The 279-nt window shown below is 61.3% G+C and carries 1 protein-coding gene; it reads left to right on the forward strand.

Annotation, left to right across the window (positions count from 1 at the left end; genetic code table 11):
* On the forward strand, window positions 1-279 hold a 279-nt coding region (locus tag Q673_RS24995), incomplete at both ends, for an IS256 family transposase (RefSeq protein ID WP_023005413.1).

Consider the following 279-nt stretch of genomic DNA (forward strand, 5'->3'; position numbering starts at 1 on the left):
TGCTGGGTCCACAAGACCGCTAACGTGCTGAACAAGCTGCCAAAGTCGGTACAGCCCAAGGTCAAGGCCGACCTCCATGACATCTGGATGGCCGAGACCCGCGACGAGGCGCACAAGGCCTTTGATCGCACGTTGAAACGCTTCGAGGCCAAGTACCCCAAGGCGATGGCGTGCCTGGCCAAGGATCGGGACGAGCTGCTGGCGTTCTACGACTATCCAGCGGAGCACTGGGTGCATATCCGCACCACCAACCCGATCGAGTCGACCTTCGCCACGGTC

This window comes from Halomonas sp. PBN3 (genome assembly GCF_000475415.1).
Lineage (GTDB): Bacteria > Pseudomonadota > Gammaproteobacteria > Pseudomonadales > Halomonadaceae > Halomonas > Halomonas shengliensis.